Origin of the sequence: Cyanobium gracile PCC 6307 (assembly GCF_000316515.1) — a bacterium.
In the GTDB taxonomy this organism is placed as follows: domain Bacteria; phylum Cyanobacteriota; class Cyanobacteriia; order PCC-6307; family Cyanobiaceae; genus Cyanobium; species Cyanobium gracile.
Window position 1 is genome coordinate 892,446 of the sequence record NC_019675.1, and the last position, 20,658, is coordinate 913,103.

The 20,658-nt window shown below is 72.6% G+C and carries 24 protein-coding genes and 1 tRNA gene; 18 read left to right on the forward strand and 7 right to left on the reverse strand.

What is annotated here, in order from left to right:
- Positions 1-6 precede the first annotated feature (6 nt).
- Positions 7-243, forward strand: a complete 237-nt coding sequence (gene relB, locus CYAGR_RS04150; protein ID WP_015108526.1) for a type II toxin-antitoxin system RelB family antitoxin — start codon at positions 7-9, stop codon at positions 241-243.
- Positions 218-484 (forward strand): type II toxin-antitoxin system RelE family toxin, encoded by a 267-nt coding sequence (locus CYAGR_RS19560; RefSeq protein ID WP_071881548.1) that lies wholly within the window; start codon positions 218-220, stop codon positions 482-484. Before relB ends, CYAGR_RS19560 begins: the two co-directional genes overlap by 26 nt.
- A gap of 55 nt (positions 485-539) precedes the next feature.
- Here CYAGR_RS19560 and CYAGR_RS04160 read toward each other — a convergent pair.
- A tRNA-Lys gene (locus CYAGR_RS04160) sits at positions 540-611 on the reverse strand.
- A gap of 85 nt (positions 612-696) precedes the next feature.
- Between CYAGR_RS04160 and CYAGR_RS04165 the strand changes: the two genes are divergently transcribed.
- The 8 genes from CYAGR_RS04165 (at position 697) to CYAGR_RS04195 (ending at position 6,116) form a co-directional block, all read left to right on the forward strand.
- A complete protein-coding gene (locus CYAGR_RS04165) occupies positions 697-1,212 on the forward strand; it encodes a gamma carbonic anhydrase family protein (protein WP_015108527.1) in 516 nt (171 codons plus the stop codon).
- A 30-nt stretch (positions 1,213-1,242) separates the two neighbouring features.
- Positions 1,243-1,365, forward strand: coding sequence for a photosystem II protein Y (locus tag CYAGR_RS04170; RefSeq protein WP_015108528.1), 123 nt, complete (start codon positions 1,243-1,245; stop codon positions 1,363-1,365).
- Positions 1,365-2,747: an FADH(2)-oxidizing methylenetetrahydrofolate--tRNA-(uracil(54)-C(5))-methyltransferase TrmFO gene (trmFO, locus tag CYAGR_RS04175; protein ID WP_015108529.1), complete on the forward strand. Its 1,383-nt coding sequence runs from the start codon at positions 1,365-1,367 to the stop codon at positions 2,745-2,747. The genes CYAGR_RS04170 and trmFO overlap by 1 nt, the downstream gene beginning before the upstream one ends.
- 41 nt (positions 2,748-2,788) lie before the next feature.
- A complete protein-coding gene (gene crtH / locus CYAGR_RS04180; protein ID WP_015108530.1) occupies positions 2,789-4,354 on the forward strand; it encodes a carotenoid isomerase in 1,566 nt (521 codons plus the stop codon).
- An 8-nt stretch (positions 4,355-4,362) separates the two neighbouring features.
- Entirely contained in the window at positions 4,363-4,785 is a 423-nt protein-coding gene (locus CYAGR_RS18825) for a nitrilase-related carbon-nitrogen hydrolase (protein ID WP_216593364.1), read from the forward strand.
- Positions 4,773-5,180, forward strand: a complete 408-nt coding sequence (locus tag CYAGR_RS18830; protein ID WP_245552599.1) for a nitrilase-related carbon-nitrogen hydrolase — start codon at positions 4,773-4,775, stop codon at positions 5,178-5,180. Before CYAGR_RS18825 ends, CYAGR_RS18830 begins: the two co-directional genes overlap by 13 nt.
- Before the next feature lie 109 nt (positions 5,181-5,289).
- Entirely contained in the window at positions 5,290-5,571 is a 282-nt protein-coding gene (locus CYAGR_RS04190; protein WP_015108531.1) for a hypothetical protein, read from the forward strand.
- Positions 5,568-6,116 (forward strand): hypothetical protein, encoded by a 549-nt coding sequence (locus tag CYAGR_RS04195; protein WP_015108532.1) that lies wholly within the window; start codon positions 5,568-5,570, stop codon positions 6,114-6,116. The genes CYAGR_RS04190 and CYAGR_RS04195 overlap by 4 nt, the downstream gene beginning before the upstream one ends.
- Here CYAGR_RS04195 and CYAGR_RS04200 read toward each other — a convergent pair.
- Positions 6,109-6,900: a response regulator transcription factor gene (locus CYAGR_RS04200; RefSeq protein WP_015108533.1), complete on the reverse strand. Its 792-nt coding sequence runs from the start codon at positions 6,898-6,900 to the stop codon at positions 6,109-6,111. The genes CYAGR_RS04195 and CYAGR_RS04200 overlap by 8 nt on opposite strands.
- A 203-nt stretch (positions 6,901-7,103) precedes the next feature.
- Here CYAGR_RS04200 and CYAGR_RS04205 point away from each other — a divergent pair, with 203 nt between their 5' ends.
- Positions 7,104-7,367, forward strand: coding sequence for a DUF6761 family protein (locus CYAGR_RS04205; protein ID WP_015108534.1), 264 nt, complete (start codon positions 7,104-7,106; stop codon positions 7,365-7,367).
- On the opposite strand, the gene grxD is transcribed toward CYAGR_RS04205, so the two are convergent.
- From grxD to CYAGR_RS04225, 4 genes are read right to left on the reverse strand one after another with little or no spacing between them, the layout of a single operon-like run.
- Positions 7,364-7,687, reverse strand: coding sequence for a Grx4 family monothiol glutaredoxin (grxD, locus tag CYAGR_RS04210; RefSeq protein WP_015108535.1), 324 nt, complete (start codon positions 7,685-7,687; stop codon positions 7,364-7,366). The genes CYAGR_RS04205 and grxD overlap by 4 nt on opposite strands.
- Positions 7,688-7,710: 23 nt before the next feature.
- Positions 7,711-7,944 (reverse strand): BolA family protein, encoded by a 234-nt coding sequence (locus tag CYAGR_RS04215; protein ID WP_015108536.1) that lies wholly within the window; start codon positions 7,942-7,944, stop codon positions 7,711-7,713.
- Positions 7,945-7,991: 47 nt separating this feature from the next.
- The gene (locus CYAGR_RS04220; protein ID WP_015108537.1) at positions 7,992-8,567 is read right to left on the reverse strand and encodes a hypothetical protein; all 576 of its coding nucleotides are present in this window, start codon (positions 8,565-8,567) and stop codon (positions 7,992-7,994) included.
- A gap of 29 nt (positions 8,568-8,596) precedes the next feature.
- Complete coding sequence (locus CYAGR_RS04225; protein ID WP_015108538.1) at positions 8,597-9,286, reverse strand: lysophospholipid acyltransferase family protein; 690 nt, start codon at positions 9,284-9,286, stop codon at positions 8,597-8,599.
- Positions 9,287-9,467: 181 nt separating this feature from the next.
- Between CYAGR_RS04225 and CYAGR_RS04230 the strand changes: the two genes are divergently transcribed.
- Together CYAGR_RS04230 and CYAGR_RS04235 are read left to right on the forward strand one after the other, a co-directional pair.
- Positions 9,468-10,217 (forward strand): pyridoxine 5'-phosphate synthase, encoded by a 750-nt coding sequence (locus CYAGR_RS04230; protein ID WP_015108539.1) that lies wholly within the window; start codon positions 9,468-9,470, stop codon positions 10,215-10,217.
- A 13-nt stretch (positions 10,218-10,230) separates the two neighbouring features.
- Complete coding sequence (locus tag CYAGR_RS04235; RefSeq protein WP_015108540.1) at positions 10,231-10,551, forward strand: MgPME-cyclase complex family protein; 321 nt, start codon at positions 10,231-10,233, stop codon at positions 10,549-10,551.
- A gap of 45 nt (positions 10,552-10,596) precedes the next feature.
- Here CYAGR_RS04235 and CYAGR_RS04240 read toward each other — a convergent pair whose 3' ends face one another.
- Entirely contained in the window at positions 10,597-10,950 is a 354-nt protein-coding gene (locus CYAGR_RS04240) for a hypothetical protein (RefSeq protein WP_015108541.1), read from the reverse strand.
- Between the two features lie 111 nt (positions 10,951-11,061).
- Between CYAGR_RS04240 and CYAGR_RS04245 the strand changes: the two genes are divergently transcribed.
- From CYAGR_RS04245 to CYAGR_RS04260, 5 genes are read left to right on the forward strand one after another with little or no spacing between them, the layout of a single operon-like run.
- Positions 11,062-11,748 (forward strand): metallophosphoesterase, encoded by a 687-nt coding sequence (locus CYAGR_RS04245; RefSeq protein ID WP_015108542.1) that lies wholly within the window; start codon positions 11,062-11,064, stop codon positions 11,746-11,748.
- Between the two features lie 10 nt (positions 11,749-11,758).
- Positions 11,759-15,040, forward strand: coding sequence for an exodeoxyribonuclease V subunit gamma (locus CYAGR_RS04250; RefSeq protein WP_015108543.1), 3,282 nt, complete (start codon positions 11,759-11,761; stop codon positions 15,038-15,040).
- Positions 15,037-18,423: a UvrD-helicase domain-containing protein gene (locus tag CYAGR_RS04255; RefSeq protein WP_051017026.1), complete on the forward strand. Its 3,387-nt coding sequence runs from the start codon at positions 15,037-15,039 to the stop codon at positions 18,421-18,423. Before CYAGR_RS04250 ends, CYAGR_RS04255 begins: the two co-directional genes overlap by 4 nt.
- Positions 18,369-18,842 (forward strand): PDDEXK family nuclease, encoded by a 474-nt coding sequence (locus CYAGR_RS19020; protein ID WP_051017027.1) that lies wholly within the window; start codon positions 18,369-18,371, stop codon positions 18,840-18,842. Before CYAGR_RS04255 ends, CYAGR_RS19020 begins: the two co-directional genes overlap by 55 nt.
- Positions 18,839-20,527, forward strand: coding sequence for an ATP-dependent DNA helicase (locus CYAGR_RS04260; RefSeq protein WP_015108545.1), 1,689 nt, complete (start codon positions 18,839-18,841; stop codon positions 20,525-20,527). Before CYAGR_RS19020 ends, CYAGR_RS04260 begins: the two co-directional genes overlap by 4 nt.
- Positions 20,528-20,658 lie beyond the last annotated feature (131 nt).

A 20,658-nucleotide genomic window follows, 5' to 3' on the forward strand; every position in this document is an offset into this window, starting at 1 on the left:
AACTACATGGCCACCTCCGTCCGCCTGGACCCGGCAACAGAGGCGCGGCTGGATCGGCTGGCCTCCGAAACAGGGCGGACCAAGGCCTTCTATCTGCGGGAGCTGATTGAGCAGGGCCTGGACGACCTGGAGGATGCCTACTTCGGCGCCGCCACCGTGGAACGGATGCGCCTGGGACAGGAAAGGACCTACTGCCTCGATGAGGTGGTGAAAGAACTTGGCCTGGACACTCCGGATCTCTGAGACGGCCAGGCGCCAGCTCAAGAAGCTGGATCGCTCGACCCCGCAGAACCTTTTGCGGTATAAAGAAACGGCTCCTGCAGGAGACCGACGATCCGCGTCAGAGAGGGAAGGCCCTGGCGGCCAACCGTTCCGGTCTAGGCGCTACCGGGTCGGCGACCACCGGGTGATCTGTCTGATCGAAGATGAGCAGCTTGTCGTGCTGGTGGTCGGAGTCAGCCACAGGAGCGAGGCCTATCGATAACTCAGCCCACTGCAGCAAATCGGCGTATAGCTGGTGGGCTTTGCGGTGGTTGGGATGGGTCGCCTGAGATTCGAACTCAGGACCAGTCGGTTAAAAGCCGAATGCTCTACCGCTGAGCTAGCGACCCGTTGCTGGGGAAGCTATCACCCGGCGGTGACCCTCTCCAAGCCCACCGGCCGCCGCACCCTGACCCCCCATCGAGGCCACGCCCCATGACCAGCCCCGACGCCTGGCCCAGCCGCTGGGACGCCCCCCGCATCGACGCTGCCGCCTGGGTGGCCCCGTCGGCGGTGGTGATCGGCGATGTGCACCTGGCGGCGGGGGCCAGCCTCTGGCCCACCGCGGTGGCCCGGGGGGATGTCTGCGCGATCGCCGTGGGGGAGGGCAGCAACGTCCAGGACGGCGCCGTGCTGCACGGGGATCCGGGCCAGCCCGTGACCATCGGCGCCGATGTGACCATCGGCCACCGGGCCGTGGTCCATGGCGCCACGCTGGAGGACGGCTGCCTGATCGGCATCGGCGCCATCGTGCTCAACGGCGTCACAGTGGGGGCCGGGGCCCTGGTGGCGGCCGGCTCGGTGGTCACCCGCGACGTGCCCGCCGGCGCCCTGGTGATGGGGGCTCCAGCGGTGGTGAAACGGCAGCTGGATGCCGCCGCGATCGAGGCCCAGCGCCAGCACGCCCACCGCTACCGCCAGCTGGCTGAGGTTCACGCTGGACTCCGTTAGGATCCCGCCATCGTTTTTCCCTGCGTCGCCATGGACCTCCGGCTGCTGCTCGTCGCTGCTCCGATCCTCCTGGCCGTGGGTTGGGCCGCCTTCAACATCGGCCGCGCCGCCGTGGGTCAGTTGCAACTGATGCTCAAGCGCGCCCGCGCCTGATGGTCGTCGTCATCGGTGCCGGCCTGGCCGGCACCGAAGCCGCCTGGCAGATCGCCGAAGCCGGACTTCCGGTGCGGCTCGTGGAGATGCGGCCCGTGCGCCCCTCCCCGGCCCACCACAGCGGCGATTTCGCCGAACTGGTCTGCAGCAACAGCTTCGGCGCCCTTTCTCCCGACCGGGCCGCCGGCCTGCTCCAAGAGGAGCTGCGCCGCCTGGGGTCGCTGGTGATCCGTACCGCCGATGTCCATGCGGTGCCCGCCGGAGGCGCCCTGGCCGTTGATCGGGGCCGCTACAGCGCCGCCCTCACGGCGGCCGTTGAGGCCCACCCCCTGGTGACGGTGGAGCGCCGCGAGCAGCTGGCGCTACCGGACCCCGCCGAGATCGCCGTGCTGGCCACCGGGCCCCTCACCGGCGCCGCCCTGGCCGACGACCTGCTGCTCTTCACCGGGCGGGAGTCGTGCCATTTCTTCGATGCCGCCAGCCCGATCGTGGAGGGGGAGGGCATCGACCTGTCGGTGGCCTTCCGGGCCAGCCGCTACGACAAGGGCGACGCCGACTACATCAACTGCCCCATGGACCGGGAGCAGTACCTCGCCTTCCGCACGGCCCTGCTGGAGGCGGAGAAGGCGGAGCTGAAGGATTTCGAGCAGGAGAGCGCCACCTTCTTCGAGGGCTGCCTGCCGATCGAGGAACTGGCCCGCCGCGGCGAGGACACCATGCGCTACGGCCCCCTCAAGCCGATCGGCCTCTGGGATCCGCGCTGGGGCGACCTGCACGACCGCGATGTGCGCCGCGCCAAACGGGCCCATGCCGTGGTGCAGCTGCGCCAGGAGGACAAGGACGGCCGCCTCTGGAACCTCGTCGGCTTCCAGACCAACCTCAAATGGGGCGAGCAACAGCGGGTGCTGCGGATGATCCCCGGGCTGGAGAACACCAGCTTCGTGCGTTTCGGGGTGATGCACCGCAACACCTTCCTGGAGTCCCCCGAGCTGCTGCAGCCCACCCTGCAGTTCCGCCAGCGGCCCACCCTTCTGGCCGCCGGCCAGATCACCGGCACCGAGGGCTACGCCGCCGCGGTGGCGGGCGGCTGGCTGGCCGGCACCAACGCCGTCCGCCTGGTGCGGGGGCTGGCGCCCCTGAGCCTGCCGGCCACCACCATGGCCGGTGCCCTGCTGGCCTTCATCAGCGAGGCCGAGCGCAGCGGCAGCGCCCGCAAGGGGGGCTTCCAGCCCATGCCCCCCAGCTTCGGCCTGATGCCGGAGCTGCCGGAGCGCATCCGCGACAAACGCCGCCGCTATGGCGCCTACCGCGACCGGGCCCTGGCGGATCTGGCCGCCTGGGACGCGCAGCGTCAGGCCGCAACCTCTGCCGTGGCGGGCTGATCGCTTCCTAGGGTCGGGCCGCTCCCGTTCGCCTGGTTCCGGTGACCGTCACCGTCCCTTCCTCCGCCGCCGCCCCCCTCACCGCGGCCGATGGCCGCCCCTGGGACGTGGTCGTGATCGGCTCGGGGATCGGCGGGCTGGTCACCGCCAGCCAGCTGGCGGCCAAGGGGGCCTCGGTGCTGGTGCTGGAGCGCTACCTGATCCCCGGCGGCAGCGGCGGCAGCTTCCGCCGCGAGGGCTACACCTTCGACGTCGGCGCCTCGATGATCTTCGGCTTCGGCGAGACGGGCCACACCAACCTGCTCACCCGGGCCCTCGCCGACGTGGGCGAGCACTGCGAGACGATCCCCGACCCGGCCCAGCTGGCCTACCACCTGCCCGGCGGCCTGTCGGTGGCGGTCGACCGCGACTACGACCGCTTTCTGGCCGATCTCACCGCTCTCTTTCCCCATGAGGCCACGGGGATCCGCGCCTTCTACGACACCTGCTGGCAGGTGTTCCGCTGCCTCGACGCGATGCCGCTGCTGTCGCTGGAGGACCCGGCCTACCTGGCCAAGGTATTCTTCCGCGCGCCCCTGGCCTGCCTGGGCCTGGCCCGCTGGCTGCCGGTGAATGTGGGCGCGGTGGCCCGCGCCCACATCAGCGATCCGGCGCTGCTGAAGTTCATCGACATGGAGTGCTTCTGCTGGTCGGTGATGCCCGCCGATCGCACGCCGATGATCAACGCCGGCATGGTGTTCTCCGATCGCCACGCCGGCGGCATCAACTACCCCAAAGGCGGCGTCGGGGTGATCGCCGAGAAGCTGGTGGCGGGCCTGCGAAGTCACGGCGGCGAGATCCGCTACCGGGCGCGGGTGGTGAAGGTGCTGCTGGAGAACGGCCATGCCGTGGGGGTGCGGCTGGCAGCCGGCGAGGAGATCCACGCCCGCCGGGTGGTGAGCAACGCCACCCGCTGGGACACCTTCGGCTCCCTGGTGGACGAGGCCCACACCCCGGCGGCCGAGCGCACCTGGCGGCGGCGCTACAAGCCGTCCTCCTCGTTCCTCTCCCTGCACCTGGGCGTGAAGGCGGAGGCGATCCCGCCGGGCAGCCATGTCCACCACCTGCTGCTGGAGCGCTGGGAGGAGATGGAGGCCGAGCAGGGGGTGATCTTCGTCTCGATTCCCACCCTGCTGGATCCCTCCCTGGCCCCGGCCGGCCACCACATCGTGCACACCTTCACCCCATCGTCGATGGAGGTCTGGCAGGGGCTGGCGCCGGGGGCCTACCGGGCCGCCAAGGAGGCCGCCGCCACCCGCCTCATCCGCCGCCTGGAGGCGATCCTGCCGGGCCTGGAAGGAGCGATCACCCACCGGGAGATCGGCACCCCCCGCAGCCACCGCCGCTTCCTGGGCCGCCACGGCGGCAGCTACGGACCGGTGCCGGCCCTGCGGCTGCCCGGCCTGCTGCCGATGCCCTTCAACCGCACCGCCATCCCCGATCTCTACTGCGTCGGCGATTCCTGCTTCCCTGGCCAGGGGCTGAACGCGGTGGCCTTCAGCGGCTTCGCCTGTGCCCACCGCATCGGCGCCGACCTGGGCCTCAATCCCTGGAACCTGCCGGCCTGAAGCGCCCCATGGTTCCCGACCATCGCCTGCACGGCGTCGTGCGGCCGCAGCCACCGGCCGCCGGCGAGGGCCTGCGGCTGGGGATCCGGCAGGGCAGCGGCAGCGCCGGCACCCCCGAGGCCGTCGAAGAGAACCTGGAGCGCCTGGAGCGGCTCTCTGAGCTGGCGGCGGGGCAGGGAGTGCAGCTGCTGGCCTTCCCCGAGCTCTATCTCACCGGCTACATCGTCACGCCCGCGGTCGCGCGGCTGCTGGCGGAACCGGTGGACGGCCCCAGCCTGGGGCGGGTGGCCGCCATCGCCCTGTTCGACCGAGACGGCAGCCTGCTGCGCAACTACCGCAAGACCCACCTCTGGGGACCGGACGAGAAGCGCTGCTGGAGCGCCGGCTACCACCATCCCGAGGAGGGGCGGCCTACACGGTGCAGCCGGTGAACGGGGTGGGGGTGGGCCTGCTCAACAGCTACGAGGCCGAGTTCCCCGAGCTCACCCGGCGGCTGGCGCTGGAGGGGGCGTGGCTGGTCCTGATCCCCACGGCCGCCGATGCCTGGGCCGAGCTGAGCACCGGCGAGCGCACCGACAAGCCCTACCCGGACGTGTCCCGCACCCTGATCCCCGCCCATGCCTTTCAGAACGGCTGCTTCGTGGCCTACGCCAACCGCTGCGTCGAGGAGACGGTGAACGGGCGTGTGATGGCGGCCTACCTGGGCAACAGCGTCATCTGCGGCCCCCATGGCGATCTGCTGGCGGCGGCCCGGCCAGAGCCCACCCTGCTGATCGCCGACTGCCGGCCCCGAGAATACGGGCCCACCCACTCCGCCGCCGCCTGATACCACGTGGACCTGCGGCCCGATCTCTACTGACACCCCCCAACCGGCATCCCAGGGCCACGCCGGAGCGGGGGCGGCGGTAAGGTTTGTAAACATTTATTGCGTGTCCATGGCGGCTCCGACTCCCAGCTCCTCCGACCTGGCGCGCTACCTGGAGGCCCGCGGCGAGATGGGCAAGCCCTGGGTCTGGCACCTGCTGCGGCTCAGCAAGCTCAAGGAGGCCAAGGACACCATGGAGCCCAATGAGTACGTCGAACGGCTCGGGGAAGCCCATGCAGACCTGATGCGGCTGGGTGAGTTCTGGAAGGGGCGGGAAGCGGAGGTGTTCGGCGGCCGCTACCAGCCCTCCCAGGTCATCGAGCCCCTGCCCGGATCCCCCGACGACCGATGAGCTCCACCCCGACGGCCCAGCGCTATCCGATGGCGCCGCTGATCCGGTTCACCCTGCTGGCCCTCTACCTGGCCCTCGTCCTGCCCCTGCCGGTGCTGGCGCCGGAGTCCCTGCGCCTTCCCCTGCTGCTGGCCGCCAGCGCCGGCCTGCTGCTGGTGGTCGCCATCACCAGTGAACGGGTGGAACTCGACGGGCGGGAGCTGCGGGTGTGCCATCCCCCCTGGTGCTCCTGGCTGCTGCGCCGCGGCTGGCAGCTGCCCTGGGATCGCATCACTGCCCTCACCCCGGTCACCACCAGCCAGGGAGGTCGGGTCTACTACGTGCGCACGGCCGGTTGCCAGGGGGAACGCAGCGGCGCCGCCTGGCTGCTGCCCCAGCGGGTGGCCCGCTTCGAGGACTTTTTGGAGCGCTTCAGCGCCGCCACCGGCATCGCCACCGAGGGGATTAGCCGCATCAGCCCGCCCTGGACTTACCGGCTGCTGGCCCTGCTGTGCGGCCTCCTGCTGGCGGGAGAGGCCCTGACCCTGCTGCTCACGCTCAGTTGAGGCGGGAGGCGGTGGTGGGGGACGACACCAGCAGACTGGAGCCGGCTGCACCGGCAGCCTCCTCGCTCATCTCCGGCAGGGTGTCGAGGCTGAAGCGGTAGCCCTGCTGCCGCATCGTTTCAATCGCGCCGCCCTCTCCCAGTCCTGCCTGCTCGAGCTTGCGGCGCAGGGTGAGCACCTGGGTGTCGACCGAGCGGGGGCCGCCACTGAAGGGGGGCCAGGCCATGCGCAGCAGTTCCTGGCGACTGCGCACCACCCCCGGGGGCATCAGCAGGGCGCAGAGCAGGGCGAACTCCCGCGGGCTGAGCTCCACGGGCTGGTCGCGCAGGGTGACCTGGCGCAGCAGCAGGTGCACCTCCAGGGGGCCCACGCAGACCCGTTCCTGGAGGCCGCTGCCGCTGCGGCGCAGCAGGGTGCGGCAGCGGGCGGCGAGCTCCTCGAGACCGAAGGGCTTGCGCAGCACGTCATCGGCACCGGCATCGAGAAGGGCCACCACGGGCTCCGAGCCGGAGCGGGCCGTGAGCACCATCACCTGGCAATGCAGCTGGGCGGCGAGGCGCAAGGCCGAGGTCTCCTCGAGCAGTTCGGCGCTCACCAGCAGATCGGGGGACTGCTCCTGGCAGATCTCCAGGGCTTCGCGGGCAGTGGCGACGGCGGCGGCCAGGTGCCCATCCTGGCGGAGACGCTGGGCGAGAACGGTGCGGAGGGTCGCGTGGGGGTCGACCACCAGGACGCGGCGAGGGGTTCCTCCTGGATCAGTCAGCTTGTCCTGGGCCACGGGCATTTCCTCAGCATCACGATGAAATCAGAAGCGGAAGTGCCGACAGCCGATTGAGTGTGTCAACGCTAACTGGAAATGTGCGGAGACGCCGTTGACGGGCGATGCCTTGTCAACTGTCCGCCCTCGGATGACGGTCCCGGCACGGCAGGATGGTGCCATCTGCCGGCTTTCGCCGCCACAATGACGCCAGGGGCCCGACCCCAGCCATGACAGCACTCCAACACCCCGACGCGATCCGCCACTTCCAGTCCCTGTGTGATGCCTGCCAGGCCCTGTCCGACCGTCACCACGGACCCTCCGAGCTCCGCCTGTACGCGGACGGCTACCTCCATGCTCTGCGTCGCACAGCCGTGCTGGATCACCACTCGCAGCGCCGGCTGGAGGAGTTGATCGACCGCTGGATCCAGGACCCCTCCAGCTTCCTGGGGCCAGACGGCCAGCCCAGACTGCTGATGGAGCGGAGCCGTTAGGAGGCCAGGGCCACTTCCAGCTTCTCGCGCAGCTCACCGCTGTTGTACATCTCAATGAGGATGTCCGAGCCGCCCAGGAACTCCCCTTTCACATACACCTGGGGAATGGTGGGCCAGTCGGAGAACTCCTTGATCCCCTGGCGGATCTCCATGTCGGAGAGCACGTCGAACGTTTCGAAAGGCACACCCAGCGACTGCAGGATCTGGACGACGTTGTTAGAGAATCCACACTGAGGCATCAGTTTGTTGCCCTTCATGAAGACCATCACCGGGCTGGCGGTGATCAGGGCGTCGATGCGTTGACGGGTGCTGGCATCCATGGTCGGAATCGCGAAAGGGAACGTCAGGAAGGAAGGGAGGTCTGCAGGGCCAGGGCGTGGATCGCCTCGCTGGCCAGCTCGCTGCGCAGGGCGCCGTAGACGAGCTGGTGCTGGCGCACCCGGTTGAGGCCCGCGAAGGCACCGGACACCACCTTCACCTGCAGGTGGTCGCCGCCCCCGGTGAGATCCTCCACCTCAACGGCGGCATCGGGGAGCGCGCGCAGGATCGCGTCCTTGACCTGCTCCGGTTGCACCATGGCGGCGGGGATCGGGGAGACGACGGAAGGCTGGAATCTAAGGACGATCACCCACCGGCGGTCGATCCCGGGGCGTTGTAGGGGGTGATCACGAAGCCCAGCTCCACCAGCTGCTGGTAGGCCTTGCGGCCAGCCTCGTTGGTGGGGGTCATGATCTTCACCACCTCCACCAGCAGGGGGATGGCCACCTCGGGCTGGTTCTGGCGGCGGAACAGGGCCGCCAGCCGCAGGTTGGACTCGGCCAGCAGCGTCAGGGCCTCCCGGCCCTTGTCATCCATCTCCCGGGGGATGCGGGCATCGAGACCGCGGAAGGAGCCGCTCAGGTCGCGGTAGAAGCCGAGCAGGCGGCGGCTGGCATCGCGGGCCAGGTCGTAGAGGCGCCGGCCCTCGGCCAGGTTGCCGCTGGCCACCGCCGCATCGCCCCTTGAAAGGAGGGTCTTCACTGCGGCGAGGTTGAGATCGGTGCCGGCGGGCTGGACCGTCTGGGGGGCGGCCTGGGCCCGGGCCGGCGGCGACAGGAGCGGCTGGGCCAGGGCCAGCAGGGCCAGGCAGCTGCCGCAGACGCCGGCGAGGCCCGATGGCCGGGCGGATCGGAGGACAGAAACGGCGGAAGGCCTGATCACGTCGACGCCTGACGGGTAACGGCGGAACTTTACGGGGAGCCGATCGGGCGACCCACCACGAGGCGGGCCGCTTGCTCGGCCGACTCCATGGCGGCGGCGAGCTCGGCGCTGAAGTCCAGGGCCGCCTGGCGTCCCTGGCCCGCCGCCCGCAGGGGGCGGCCGAAACAGACGGCGGCCTGGTCACCGGGGCGGGGATCGGCGTGGCCATAGGCGAGGCCCACCGGGACCACCGGCACGTCCACGCCCTGGCTGGCGGCCAGCAGGGCCAGGCGGGCCAGCCCCTGGTGCAGACGGATCGGACCGTCCTCGCGGCGGATGCGGCCCTCGGGGAACACCACCAGCTGCTGACCGCAGGCCAGCAGTTCCACCGAGAACCGCAGGCTGGCCAGGGTGGGCCGCCCCTGATTCACCGGGAAGCAGCCGAGACGGTGCAGGAACCATCCCTGAAGCCCCTTCATCTCATCGGCCGTGACCATGAAGCGGCAGTCCCGGCCTGTGACCCGGCGGCCCGCCGCCCAGGGGAGCATGAGGGCGTCCCAGCGGGCCCGATGGGTGGGGGCCAGGAGCACCGCACCGTCGCGGGGCAGGTGCTCGCGATCGAGCACCGTCAGCTCGCCGAAATAGCCCCGCAGCGCCAGGTCGATGGTGACCACCATCGCCACCGGGGACAGCCAGGGGCTGATGCCGTTGCAGAGGGAACGCTCCCGCTGGCTGACCAACGAAGAGAGGCCTGGTCCGGAGGGCGTCTGCGCCGCCAACACTCTCGATCCGGCAGAACATCGATGTCGAAGCTAGGGGCTGGATCCCCCCTTGCCGGCCCGCGGCGGGCAGTTGGGCCTGCGGCCGCACCCCCGGGGACCGATACGGTGCGATCAGGATCGCTTCAGCCACCCGCCGCCCATGGCCAGCCTCGGGGTCAACATTGACCACATCGCCAACGTGCGGCAGGCCCGCCGCACCGTGGAGCCCGATCCGGTGCGCTGCGCCCTGCTCGCCGAGCTGGGCGGCGCCGACGGCATCACCGTGCACCTGCGGGAGGATCGGCGCCACATCCAGGACCGGGACGTGGAGCTGCTGCGGGCCACCGTCCGCACCCGGCTGAACCTGGAGATGGCCGCCACCGCGGAGATGGAAACGATCGCCCTGCGGGTCCGGCCCGACATGGTGACCCTGGTGCCGGAACGCCGGGAGGAGGTGACCACCGAAGGGGGCCTGGACGTGGCCGGCCAGCGGGACGGTCTCGCGGCGATGGTGGGGCGACTGATGGAGGCGGGCATCGGCGTCAGCCTGTTCGTCGACCCCGACGACGCCCAGCTGGAGGCCTGCCGCCACTGCGGCGCCCGCTGGGTGGAACTTCACACCGGCGCCTATGCCGAAGCCGCCTGGGGGGAGCAGCCGTTCCAGCTGGCCAGGATCACCGAAGCCACCGCCATCGCCCGGGGGCTCGGCCTGCGGGTCAACGCCGGCCATGGCCTCACCTATCACAACGTCGAGCCGATCGCCGCGATCGAGGGGATGGAGGAACTGAACATCGGCCACACGATCGTGGCCCGCGCCCTGTTGGTAGGCCTCCAGGAGGCGGTGCGCCAGATGCGGGCGCTGGTGCAGAATCCCCGCCGCGACCCGCTGTTCGGCGACCGCCAGCCCTGAGGCCCCTCCCGCCATGACCCGCTACCACTTCGTCGCCGCCAGCCGCGCCTTCCTGCTTGAGGAGGAACCCCTGGAGGAGGTGCTGCGCGAGCGCCGGCGCAACTACGCCGAAAAGGACAAGGCCATCGACTTCTGGCTCCTGGAGCGCCCTGCCTTCCTGGAAGCCCCCGAGCTGGCCGCCACCGTGGCCGCCGTGCCCCGGCCGGCGGCGGCGGTGGTGTCCACCGACGAGAAGTTCATCACTTTCATGAAGCTGCGCCTGGAGTTCGTGGCCGTGGGCAGCTTCGAGGCCCCCAGCGCGGGGATCCCCGACCCCCTGGCCACCCTGAACTGACCCGGAGACAGGGGCTGGACGGGGCGCCTGCCGGTCCGGCCCCGCTCAGAACAGACCCAGGAACCGGCGCCGGGGCTCTTCGGGACCCTCGTCCTGGTTCGATCCGGCGGGGCGGGGTCGGCCCTGGCCGCCGTCCTGCTGGTAACGCGGCTTGCTGTCACCGATCGTCAGGGGGGCTTCCTTGTTCTTCCACCAGATCCAGTCCCGGATCGGTGGCGTGTTCTGCAGTTCCCAGCGGGTCAGGCCCAGTCCCAGCCGCGAAGAGGCATCGAGCAGCACGTCCAGCATCTGCTCACCGTCACTGCAGCGGGCCAGGGCCTCGTTGGTGCGGCGGGCCCCGTCGAGGGCCTTCACCAGGGCGTTGACCCTCTGCGTGACCGGCAGATCCTTCAGGTCCATCACCCGTTCCCTCCGTGGGCGCACCGTATCAGCGCTGGAGGCCCGCCGACGCCGGCGGGGGTGACAGAAGCCCACTCCAGAGGCAACACTTGGGGGGAAGCTTCCTTCTTGATGACGTTCCCGGACCGACGTCCACCCCATCACCGTCCACCCCACCACTGGGTCATCGGCGATGTGCATGGATGTGCGGAAGCTCTGCAACGCCTTCTCGTCCAGTTGCCGGCCGGCGATCGCCTCGTGTTCTGCGGCGACGTCATCAACCGCGGCTGCCGCATCGAGGAGTCCATGGAACTGGTCTGGGACCTGGTGCGTCGCCAGCGGGCGGTGTGGCTGAAGGGCAACCATGAACGGGATCTGGTGCGTCAGCTCGACACGGGCGTGGCGCCTGGCCGTCCCGACCTGAACGGCAACGACACCTACCGCCAGCTGGGAGCGGCCCGCTGTCGCCTCTGGCGCGACCGCCTCGACCAGCTGCCCCTCGCCTACTGGGGTCAGGGCTGGGTGGCCACCCATGCCGGCTTCGATCCCCGCACCTGGCAGCCCGACCTCAACGTGAGGCTGGCTTTCTGGCAGGCCTACGACGACCGTTTCGGCGAGGTGATCGTCGGCCATACCCCCGGGCCCGGCCTGCGGCGGCTGGGCTCGATCGTCCTGCTCGACACCGGCGCCTGCTACGGCGGCGACCTCACCGCCTACTGCCCGGAAACGCGGCAGACGCGGCACGTCAGCAACCTGGCGGCGGCGGGTTCCCCGATGGCGACCCCGACCTCCGGCTCGGCGATGAGCCGGGCCCTCTGAGCCCACCCCTTTGCTGACGGTCTTTCGCAGCAACCGGGCCGAGTTCCTGGCCCGCCTGCTGGCCACCCAGCTGCGTCTCCACCCGCCCGACCCGTTCGAGCAGGTCCAGGTGGTCGTCAACACCTGGCCCACCAGCCGCTGGCTCGGCGAGCAGCTGGCCGAGCACCTCGGCGGTATCGCCGCCAACCTGCGCTTTCCCTTCCCCGGGAGCCACCTGCGCCAGCTGGTCGACCAGCTGCTGGTCCCCGTCGGGGAGATCCCCACGGCGGGGGCCGTCGATCCCTGGCGTGCCGACCGTCTCGTCTGGCCCCTGCTGGGCCTGCTGCCGGCGGTCGCCGCCGAAGCGGAAGGGGAGCCGCTGCGTCGCTGGCTCGCGGGCAGGGGGGCGGCAGCCCAGCTGGAACTGGGCCACTGGCAGCTGGGGCGGGCCATCGCCGATGCCTTCGACGACTACGCCCTCTACCGGCCCGAGCTGCTGCGGGCCTGGGAGGGCGGGCAGGCGATCGATGGTCACGGCCGGCCGCTGCCCGACAGCCAGCTCTGGCAGCCCCTCCTCTACCGCGCCCTGGGGGCGGAACTGGGTGCCGAACCGTTCGGACGCCGGGTGCAGGAGCTGATCGCCCGACTGCGCCGCGGCGGCCCCTGCCCCGAAGCGGGCGGCGCCCCCCTGCGACTCTTCGGCCTGAGCAGCATGGCGCCGATCCAGGTGCAGCTCCTGCAGGCCCTCAGCCGGCACCGGACCGTGGACCTCTACCTGCTGACGCCGTGCCGCGATCTCTGGCAGCGCTGCGGTGAGCGCCGCCAGGAGCTGAGCGACGCCCTGGCCCTGCGCCAGCCGCTCGACGCCGCCTGGCTGCTGGAGGCCCCGGGACTGGAGGCCCGCTTCGGCCGCCTGGGGGGAGAGTTCCAGCAGCTGCTCGAGGGCACCGGCGAGGCCCAGCTTGGGGAGGAGCAGGACCGCGACCTCTTCTTCGCGGCCGCCGCCGGCACCACCCGGCCCCCCCTGCTGGCCCAGCTGCAGGAGCAGCTGGCCGACGCGGACCGCATCCCGTCCCTGGCCATGGATCCGGAGGATCACTCCCTGGAGTTCCACCCCTGTCCCGGCCGGCTGCGCCAGGTGCAGATCGTGCGCGACCGCCTGCTGCAGCTCCTGGCGGCCGACCCCGGCCTCGAACCGCGGGACATCCTGGTGATGACGCCCGACATCGACGGATTCGCCCCCCTGGTGGCCTCGGTGTTCGGCGACGCCCACGCCACGGGCGTGGCACTCCCCTGGCGCCTCACCGACCGCAGCCAGCAGGACGGGGCGGGGATGGCCAGCACCCTGCTGCTGTTGCTGGAGCTGGCCGGCACCCGGCTGACCGCCACCGGCCTGGAGACCCTGCTGGGCTGCCGGCCCCTGCTGGAGCGGTTCGGCCTCGAGCTGGCCGAGGCGGCCCGCCTGGTGGAGGCGCTGCAGGAGGCGGGTTTCCGCTGGGGTCTGGACGGCCAGGAGAAGGACCCGCCCTCCCACAGCCTGGCCTGGACGATCGATCGGCTGCTGCTCGGCCTGGTGCTGCCCGCCGACCCGGGCCTGGCGCCCGGGGAGACCGCCCCCTGGGAGGCGGTGGTGCCCCTGGAGCTGGCCGGCCGCTGGCTGCACCTGCTGGGGCGGCTGCGCCACTGGCTCGGGGAACTGCGGCGGGGCGGCACGGTCAGCGACTGGGCGGAGCGGCTGCGGCGGCTGATCGATGACCTCTTCGGGGCCACGGGCGACGACGCCGACGAGCGGCCCGAGCTGATGGGGGCCATCGACGCCTGGCAGACGGCCGCCGGTGCCTGCGCCCTGTCCCTGGAGGCACCGGTGGCGGCGGCCGCGCTGCGGGAACTGCTCGGGGCCGAGAGCGGCCGCTTCGGCCACCGCAGCGGCGCTCTCACCATCAGTGCCCTCGAACCGATGCGGGCCATCCCCTACCGGGTGATCGTGCTGATGGGACTGGATGCGGGCCTGTTTCCCCGGCCCGGCGACCGGCCCGCCTTCCATCTGATGGAGGGCCAGCGGCAGCTCGGCGATCCCCACCCCGCCGACCAGGACCGCTACGTGCTGATGGAGGCCCTGCTCTCCGCCCGGGACCACCTGCTGCTGAGCTGGAGCTGCCGCGACGACCGCACCGGCGCCGCCCTGCCCCCCTCCGGCCCGGTGGGCCAGTGGCTGCAGTGGCTGGCCGGCCAGCTGGATGCGGAGGCCATGGGGCGGCTGCTGGTGGAGCACGCCGCCAACCCCCTCGACCGGCGCAACTTCCTGCCCGCAGGCGGGCGGGAAGCCCCCAGCTGCGACAGGCGGCTGCTGGAGGCGGTGCGCTGCCTGGCCGGCGAACGGCCGGTGCCGCCCGCGGCGCTGCTGGCCGGAGCGTCCCCCCAGGAGGCTCCCCCCGACGGCGACGGCGAGGCCTACGCCGAACTGCGGGACTGGCTGGTGGCGCCCCAGAAGCACTGGCTGCGGTCCCTGGGGCTGCGGCCAGGGGAGTGGGAGAAGCGGGTCGACGACCTCGAGGCCCTGGCCCTGGGGGAGAGGGAGCGCTCCTCCCTGTTGCGGGAGACCCTGCAGCGCAGCGAAGGGGAGCCCGGCGGAGAGGCCCCCCGGTCGGCCGCCGACTGGCTGGAACGGCACCGGGGGCAGGGCCTGCTGCCGCCCGGGGCGGCGGGCCCCCTGGAGGCGCAGCTCCTGCAGCGCCGCTGGACGGGCCTGGTGAACGCCCTGGAGGCCCTCGGCCCGCCCCGGCGCCCCAGCCACCACTTGGGCCCCTGGCAGGCCGCGATCCCCTGGCGGGGCGACGCCGTCGTGCTGGCCCACACGGCCCAGGCCCGGGTCAGCCACCGGCTGGAACTCTGGCTCCAGCTCCTGCTGGCCAGCGCCGCCGGTGCCGCCCCGAGCCGGGGGGTGCTGATCGCCCGGGACGGCGATGGCTATGGGCCGGTGCTGGTGCTCACCGCACCGGACCCTGTGGCGGCACGGGATGAACTGGAGCGTCTGGCCGGGCTGGAGCGGCAGTGGCGCAGCCGGGGATGGCCGGTGCCGCCGGAAACGGGCTGGAGCCATGTGGCGGGCGAGCGCAAGAAACCCGGCCAGGGACGGGCCAAGGCTGCCGGCACCTGGGAGGGCTCCGGTTTCCACGCCGGCGAGCGGAATCGGGCCGAGATGGAGGCCTGCTTCGGCCCCGGCCTGGCGGCGGACGATCTGCTGACGCCGGAAGTCCTGGCCCTGGCCACCGACCTCTTCTCCCCCCTGCTGGCGGCGGAGGTGGTGCGATGACCCGCGCCGGCAACGGCTCCCCCGGGCCCGAGCGCTTCGAGGCCAACAACGTCAGCCTCGATGACGGCGTCGTGCTGCTGGAGGCCAGCGCCGGCACCGGCAAGACCTTCGCCCTGGCCCATCTGGTGCTGCGGCTCCTGGCCGAGAGGCGGCTCGGCCTGCGGGAACTGCTGGTGGTGACCTACACCAATGCCGCGGCGGCGGAACTGCGCGATCGCATCGGCCGCCGGCTCCAGGAGGCCCTCACCGGCCTCCAGCCCCCCGACGGCTGGGCGGCGCCCGATCCGGTGCTGGTCGAATGGCTGGAGCACCAGCCGGAAGAGCCCGGCGCCCGCGGGACCGTGCAGGGCCTGCTGCTGCTGGCCCTCGAGGAGCTCGACGCCGCCGACATCACCACCATTCACGGCTTCTGCCAGCGCACGCTCCGGCGCCACGCCATGGAGGCCGCCCGCCCCCCCGAGCTGACGCTGGAGATCGACGCCGCCGACCTGGTGCGCCAGGTCGCCCACGACTACTGGCAGCAGCAGGTGCTGGCCCTTCCCTTGCACCTGGCGGAGGGGCTGGCGGCGGCCATCGACCTGGGGGATCTGGAGCGGCTGCTGCTGCTGCTCGATGGCGACCCCGGCCTGGCCCTCGATCCCCTGCCGCCGGGCCTGGGCCTGGAGCGACCGCTGGCCGAGCAGCTGACGGCGCTCTGGGAGGAGCCCTGGGCACGGTTCCGGCAGGCCTGGTCGGACGGAGGCCGGGAGCTGGAGCAGGCCTTCCGCGCCGCCGCCGCCCAGTGGCGGGCCGCCGGGGCCAGCGCCACCACCCCCTATGCCGTCAAACCAAGAAACGATCGCAGCGAGCTGGTCGACGCCTGGCTCGCCCAGCAGCCCGAGGGCGGCAGCTATGCCGCCCTGATGGCCCAGAAGGAACTGGGGTCCTATTTCCACCCCGACCCCTTCTGCCGGATGGCCAGGAAGGTGGAGGGTACGGAGCGGGAGATCCAGCTGCCCGACCCCGGGCTCCTGGAGGCGGTGGCCGCGCTGCGGGAGGGCCCGGCGGAGGCGGTGCTGCTGCATGGCTCCCACTGGGGGCGGGCGGAGCTGGCCCGGCGCCGGGCCCGCAGCGGCAGCATCGGCTTCGCCCAGCTGCTAGAGGGCCTTGACCCCGGCCCGGACGCCACCGCCCCCACCCCCCTGCTGCGGGCGGTGGGGCAGCGCTACAGGGCCGCCCTGATCGATGAATTCCAGGACACGGACCCGGTCCAGTGGCGGATCCTGCGGCTGGCCTTCACCGGCGACGCCCACCTGCTGGTGATGGTGGGGGATCCGAAGCAGGCCATCTACCGCTTCCGCGGCGGCGATCTGGACACCTACCGGCTGGCCCGCCGCAGCGCGGCGCGCGTGCTGGCGCTGCAGGAGAACCGCCGCTCAACCCCGGCGCTGATCGGGAGCCTCAATGCCTTGATGGCACCGGCGGGCCTGCCCCGTTCCGACCTGCCGGTGCCGGCGGTGCTGGCCCGTTCACGGCGGAGCGGGCCCGATGGCATGGCACCGGTGCGCCTGCTCTGGCTGGGGGGCGAGCGGGGGGCGGGCGATGCCCTGCCGAGCCGGAGCGTGCTGGAGGCCCGGCTGCCCGCCCTGGTGGCCGACGCCGTCCTGGAGCTGCTGGAGCAGGCCCCCGCCCTGGCGGTGGACAACGGACGGCCTCCCTCGCCCCTGCGGGCCAGCGACATCGCCCTGCTGGTCCACAACCACCGCCAGGCGGAGGACCTGCGCAGCGCCCTGGAGCGGCGGCACATCGCCAGCCGGCTGGTGAGCAAGGCCGACGTGTTCGCCAGCCCGGCCGCCACCGCCCTGCAGCGGCTGCTCGATGCGCTGGCCGATCCGGCCGATCCGGGCCGCCTGCGGCTGCTGGCCGCCTCCCCCCTGCTGGGCTGGTCGGCACGGCGGATCGCCGAAGCCGCTCCAGCCGAGTGGAGTGAACTGGCCGGCGGGCTCCAGGCCCTGGCCCGGGACCTGCCCCATCAGGGACCGCTCGGGGTGCTCTCACGACTGGTGGACGGGGAAGGGCTGGCCCGAATGAGCGTCAGCGGCCGGCTGCTGGCCGACCTGCAGCAGGTGGCCGAGCTGCTCCAGGAGCGGCTGCACGTCGAGCAGCTCGCCCTGGTGGCCGCCGCCGACTGGCTGCGGCGCCTGCGCCTCGACCAGACCCGCGCCAGCGGCACCATCCCTGAGTCCCACCAGGCCCACAGCGACAAGGCCGATGAGGCGGCGACGGTGATCACGGTGCACCGGAGCAAGGGGCTGGAGTTCCCGGTGGTGATCTGTCCCTACCTGTGGCAGGCGGCGGGCACCCCCCCGCCGGTGGCCACCGGGTGGGCCTCCGCTGGCATCCGGCCGCCGGCGCCGGCGCCCACCTCGACCTCCACCTGCGTCCCGCCTGGGGACGGGGATGGCAGGCGCTGCGCCAGCACCGGGACGCGGAACGGGCTGAGCGGGAGCGGCTGGCCTACGTGGCCGTCACCCGGGCCCAGCACCTGCTGCTGCTCGCCTGGGGGCCGGCGAAGGGCCAGCAGGCCAACCCCCTGTTCCCCTGGCTCTTCCCTGAGGAGCCCCTGCCCGACCCCGAGGACGATGGCCCCATCAGCGGGCGAAGCGACGGGGACTGGTTCATGCGGCTGCAGGAGCAGATCGGGCGTCGGGCCCTGGGGCTCGAACTGCACCAGGCCGCCATGGAGCCGGGCGCCTCGGGGACCCTGGCGCCGGCACCGGAGATGGCGGAGGCCCTGCGCTGCGGACCGGTGCCCCGGCGCACGCTGGACGCGAGCTGGGGGCGCAGCAGCTACACCGGCTGGACCCGCGCCGCCCACGGCGCCGTCGTCTCGGAGGCGGCCCTCGACCAAGGCCGCGACACCAGCGATCCCAGCCCCGATGGCGAGGCCCCAGAGGGGGGCGACGCGGCCCTGTGGCCGGAGCAGGGTCCCCTGGCCGGCTTCGCCCGCGGCCCGGGGGCCGGGGACTGCCTGCACCGGATGCTGGAGCAGCTGGACTACCGGGTTCCCACCGACACGCCCGCCAACCGGGAGCTGGTGGAACGGGAGCTGCGCCGGGCCGGGCTGGAGGCGGAAACCGTGGAGCCCCTGCTGCGGGGCCTGGAGCAGGTGCGCCTCACCCCCTTTGGTGGCGGGCTGGGGTCCCTGCGGGTGGCCGATCTGGGGCCGGAGCGCCGGCTCAACGAACTCAGCTTCGACCTCACCCTCGGCTTCGTCAGGGCGACGGAGCTGGCGGCCGCCTTCGCGGACCATCCCGGCGGTGCCTTCGGTGCCGCCTACGCCGCCACCGTGGGGAGCCTGCCGGTGGCCAGCCGCGGCTTCCTCACCGGCTCGATCGACCTGATCTTCACCGCCACGGATGCCGATGGGGAGGAGCGCTGGTGGGTGGCCGACTGGAAGAGCAACTGGCTGGGCCGGCGGGACGGCGAGGGCAGGCCCCTGGCCTGCGGCCCCCGCCACTACGGCCGGGAGGCGATGGCCGCCCTGATGGCGCAGAGCCACTACCCCCTCCAAGCCCACCTCTACCTGGTGGCGCTGCACCGGTATCTGGCCTGGCGGCTGCCCGGCTATGCCCCCGAGCGCCATCTGGGGGGATACGCCTACGTCTTCCTGCGCGGGACGCCCGGGGAAACGGGGGCGCAGGCCCGGAGCGGCGCCGTGCCGGGCATGTTCGTGGAGCGGCCGCCCCTGGGCAGACTCCTGGCCCTCGACGGGGCCCTGGGCGGCCATGCCGCGGCCGACGCCGGGGAGGACCCGTCATGAGGGAACCCCTCCAGACCGCCCAGCCCTGGGTGGGAGCCCTCGCCCTCAGCCTGGCCGAAGCTCTGCCCCGTCTCCATGGCACCCCCCCCGATCCCCTGGTCGGCGAGCTGATCGCCGCCCTCACCGCGGCCCTGGCCCGGGGCGAGCTGGAGCTGGATCTGCGGGGCCCGAGACCGGCGGAGGTCAGCGAAGCCGCCTGGCCAGAGGGGCACCGCCGGGCCCTGGCCGCCAGTTCGCTCGCCGGCGATCCGGACGGGCCCCTGGCCCTGGAGGAGGGCCGACTGCAGTGGCGCCGCTGGCAGCGGCAGCGGCAGGCGGTGCTCGAGGCGCTGGTCGATCGGGCCGGAGCCCTGGTGCCGGGCGGCGACGGCGAAGCTCCCGGTGCTGCGGAGCCCGGCGCTGCGGGTCCCGGTGCTGCGGGTCCCGGTGCTGCGGAGCCCGGCGCCCCCCGGAGCCTCGATGCCCGGCAGCGGCAGGCGTTGGCGGCGGTGCTCCGCCACGGTCTGGTGCTGCTGGAGGGTGGACCCGGCACCGGCAAGACCAGCACGGTGGCGGCCATGATCGCGGCCCACCGGGTGCACCAGCCCGACGCCCGCATCCATCTGGCGGCGCCCACCGGCAAGGCGGCGGGCCGGCTGCGGGCGGCCACCGGGGGCGCCCTTCCCTGCACCACCCTGCACCGGCTGCTGGAGAGCCGCGGCGACCGGTTCGGCCGCCACCGCGGCCGCCCCCTCGACCTCGACCTGCTGGTGGTCGATGAGGTCTCGATGGTGGATCTGGGCCTGATGGGCGCCCTGCTGGAGGCTCTGCCCAGCGCCTGTCGGCTGGTGCTGGTGGGCGACCCGGCCCAGCTGCCCCCGATCGCTCCCGGGGCCGTGCTGCAGGACCTGCAGCGGCCCGAACACCGCCGCCGGCTGGGGGGCGCCGCCATCACCCTGACCACCACCTACCGCAACGCCGGGGCCATCGCCGCCGTGGCCGCCGCCCTGCGCCAGGGGCTGGGAGCGGCCCCCGCCCCGCAGGATCCGGATCCGATCGCCGCCATCCGCCCCCTGCTGCAGGCCCTGGATGACACCGACAACCTGCACTGGCGCCCCTGCTCCCCCCGGACTCTGCCGGCGGAGCTGCTGGAGCGGCTGCGCCGCCACCAGGACGCGCTGGCCAGGCTGGCGGGGCATTGCCGGCCGGGCTCCCCCCGGGGATGCCGGGCGCTGCTGGCGGAACGGGACCGCCTGCTGGTGATGGCGCCCCAACGCCAGGGACGCTGGGGCCTGGAGGCGATCCACCGGACCCTGCTGGGGGCTCGGCGGGACGGCGACCTGCAGGATCTCCCCCCGGGCACCCCCGTCCTCTGCCGCCGCAACCTGCCGGAACTGGACCTGGCCAACGGCGATGTGGGCGTGCTCGTGGGCGGCCCCGGGCCCTCGGCGCGCCTGCTGTTCGGGGACGGGGAGGGGGAGCCGCTCTGGATCCATCCCGGCCAGCTGGCCGGGGCCGCCGAACCGGCCCTCGCCCTGACGGTCCACAAGGCCCAGGGCAGCGAAGCCGAGGAGGTGATCGTGCTGCTGCCCAGCGGCACCGCCCGCGACGGGCGGCTGCTCTACACCGCCCTGACCCGGGCGCGGCAGGCGGCCCTTCTGATCAGCGAGCAAGAGGACGGGCCCATGGCCGGGAAAGGCCCGTAAGGCTTCTTCATTGATCTCCACAGCCGGCAATGTGTCTACGAAAAGTGAACCGCCCGGTAGGAGCTCTGAGCCCCGCTCCATACTTCGTCCATCGGCGCGGTTCCCCCGGGCCGAACTCACCGGAGCCCCTG